This is a genomic window from Stieleria sp. (assembly GCF_041595215.1).
GTDB lineage: Bacteria > Planctomycetota > Planctomycetia > Pirellulales > Pirellulaceae > Stieleria > Stieleria magnilauensis.
Genome location: NZ_JBFHKV010000948.1, coordinates 1 through 3,401, shown reverse-complemented (window position 1 = coordinate 3,401; position 3,401 = coordinate 1). Strand labels below are relative to the sequence as shown.

Annotated in this window: 1 protein-coding gene and 1 pseudogene; both read left to right on the top strand. The window is 59.8% G+C overall.

The window, feature by feature from the left end; genetic code table 11:
* Positions 1-759 (top strand): annotated as a pseudogene (locus tag ABX749_RS26660) (polysaccharide biosynthesis protein); the annotation flags it as partial.
* 69 nt (positions 760-828) lie between these two features.
* Positions 829-3,401 (top strand): VWA domain-containing protein (locus tag ABX749_RS26655; protein ID WP_372898678.1); only part of this gene is annotated, 2,573 nt, incomplete at its 3' end.

Here is a 3,401-nt window from a genome sequence, read left to right as displayed (position 1 = left end):
TTGCCCGAGCGACGCAACGACGTGCTCAATGCGTTGATGGGATCCGGCGGGTTGCCCGGGTTTAATGAACGCAACGAAGTCGTGATCTACAAGACGTCTCAAATTCCCGCCGATCGACGCAACGAACTGATGAGCCAACTGTTGGCACAACCTTGCGGCGCGGGAACGCATCACCAGGGACAGCACTTGGATCACGAAGTGTTTGCGACCGATGCAAATTGCATCGCGTACGACAACCAGCTACTGGAAACGCAATTCATCATCCGAATCCCGTTGCGTTATTACCCCGGACAGATGCCCCACATCCGTCCCTCGGACGTGACGCTGCAAACCGGTGACATCGTGATGGTCGAATCCAGAGAAACCGAATTGTTTTACACCGGCGGGTTGCTCGGCGGAGGCCAGTATCCGTTGCCGCGAGATTACGATCTGGACGTGTTAGGCGCGATCGCATTGTCCGGCCAGGGAATCGCGTCGTCCAATGCCCGTGGTGGTGGAGGAGGAGGTGGTGCCGGCGGGCTGATCCAAGGGATTGGCGGTGCCAGCCCGACACAGTTGTACATCATTCGCAAGCTGCCTTGCGGACGGACCTACAACATCTCCGTCGACTTACAGGTTGCGATGAACAATTCACGAGAGAACATCCTGGTCCAACCCGGCGACACCCTGATCCTGCGTTACAAACCCCAAGAAGAGCTAGCGAATTTCGGAATCGGAACTTTCTTTACCTTCGGGATTCGCGAGCTGTTCCGCGACTAACCCGGGGTCAGAAAACTGCTATAGTTGACACGGTCGCGACCTCCTCCTTCGCTCCGGGGAAACGTTTCCGTGCAGTGGTCTGATTTCACTTGGTTGTACCTGTTGATTCCGGCAGTGCCGTTTTTGATTTGGTATCACCTCCGCTCCTTGAGCGACTTTCCGATTTGGCAAAAGCGCGTCTCGTTGGCGTTGCGAATTGTCGTGCTGGGACTGTTGGCCGCGGCGCTGGCCGGGCCGGTGTTGATGCGGCAAACCGACCGACAAATGGTCGTATTTGCGATCGACCGCAGCGAGAGCATCGACGAGGCGGCGCGTGAGAAAACCGACACGTTTCTCGCCCAGGCGATCAAGGCCGCCGAGCAGGCCGATGTCGACGTTCGGTTCTTGGAATTTGATCGCGAACCGAAGAGTTTGCGAGACGAGTGGGCGGTCGGCAGCGGGCAAGCCGAGGACAGCGGGCAGACCGACACAAACAAATCCACCGACCAAGTTGGCGACGAGTCCGATGACGTCTCTGTGACCGGAGATGAAACCGCAGACACGGACGACTCGCCCGGCGAAGCTGTCTCAGCGGGACAAGACGCTGACAATTCTCCGAGCGACGATGCCGACCACGATCCGGCTCGCCGTGGGACCGACTTGGAGGCGGCCGTGCGCACCGCGATCGCCTCGATGCCGCCGTCTCGGGTTCGCCGCGTCGTCTTGCTATCCGATGGGAACGCGACCGGTGGAGGCGACGTGATCGCCGCAGCGGCCGAGGGCGGCGTGCCCGTCTGGACCGTTCCCTTGCCATCGCGCAGTGACCCCGAAGTCCAATTGACACGCGTCGACGCACCGACCCAAGTCCGCCAAGGCCAACCGTTTTTTGTCGAAGTGATCGTCAGCAGCAACCGTGACACCGAGGGCTACATCGATCTGTATCGCGGCGACATTCAGATCGGCGATGACGAACCCAAGCCGGTGAAGATCAAGAAGGGCGAGAACACGTTTCGATTTCGACAAACCGTGCTGGGCAAGCGACAAGAATCCTTCGCCGCCCGACTGCGTGGATTTGACGACACCTTGCTGGACAACAACGCGGCCGAAACGGTCGTGTATGCCCAGGGACGCCCGCGTGTCTTGTTGGTCGATCCCGATCTGGACCAAACCGATTCACTGCGATGGGCGCTCGATGAACAATCGATCGACGTGGAAGTTCGACCGCCCGAGGGAATCCCCAGTGATCTGACAGAAATCCAAGGCTACGAATGTCTGGTGCTGTCCAACGTTCCCGCGACGGCGATGTCGATGCGGCAAATGGACTTGATCCGCATCTACGTGAAAGAACTCGGCGGCGGACTGGTCATGCTCGGCGGCGACCAATCGTTCGGCTTGGGAGGTTACTATCGAACGCAGGTCGAAGAGATTCTGCCGGTCCGCAGCAATTTCGAAAAGGAACGCGAAAAGCCATCGCTGGCGATGATGCTGGTGATCGATAAAAGCGGATCGATGGGCGGCCAGAAAATCGAACTCGCCAAAGACGCGGCACGGGCGGCCGTCGAATTACTCGGGCCCCGCGATTCGATCGGCGTGATCGCGTTCGACGGATCAGCCTACACCGTTTCCGAACTCCGCTCGACCTCCGACAAGGGTCAAATCATCGACGCGATCAGCACCATCGAAGCGTCCGGCGGCACCAACATGTACCCCGGCATGGTCGATGCCCTCGACGCACTGCGTGGGGCGACGGCGAAATTGAAGCACGTGATCTTGATGACCGACGGAGTTTCTTCGCCGGGCGATTTCCAGGGTGCCGCCTCGGACATGTCCGCCAATCGAATCACGCTGTCCACCGTCGCACTCGGCCAAGGTGCCAGTGAAGATCTGTTGGAGGAACTCTCACAGATCGGGGGCGGGCGTTATTACTTTTGTGATTCGCCCGACGCGGTGCCGCAGGTGTTTGCCAAGGAAACCGTGGAGGCCAGCAAGTCGGCGATCAACGAGCTGCCCTTCACCGCTCAACTGGTCCGGCCGACCGCGGTGCTGGAGGGAATCGATCTGGAGTTGTCGCCGCTATTGCTCGGCTATGTCGTGACGCGCCCAAAACCGACCGCTGAATTTATCCTCGCCAGCGAGGCGGGCGATCCCTTGCTGGCGTGGTGGCGTTACGGATTGGGCATGTCGGTGGCGTTTACCAGCGATGCCAAGAACCGTTGGGCGGGTGAATGGTTGGCGTGGCCGGATTTCGGTCCGTTTTGGGCGCAAGTCATCCGCCACGCCATGCGCAAGGATGACAACCGCGGCGTGTTTGTCGATGTCCGTCGCGAAGGCGAAACGACGTTCGTGTCACTCGATTCGGTGGACCAGAACGGCGCGTTCATCGAGAACGCGACGACGGAGTTGACGATGATCGATCCCGGTCTGGGGCGACAGAAGTTGGCGATGCGTCAAACCGCGCCGGGACGTTTCGAAGCTGAAATCAAGACCGACCGCCGTGGCGCGTATCATTTGGATCTGGCACAGACGCGGCAATCCGGTTCGACGCAACGGTCCTCGCGAGGCATCTCGGTCGGCTACAGCGATGAATTGAGGTTGTTGCCCACCGCGACGTCGACGCTGCAGCGGATTGCAACGGTCAGCGGCGGACGCTTTGACCCGCCGCC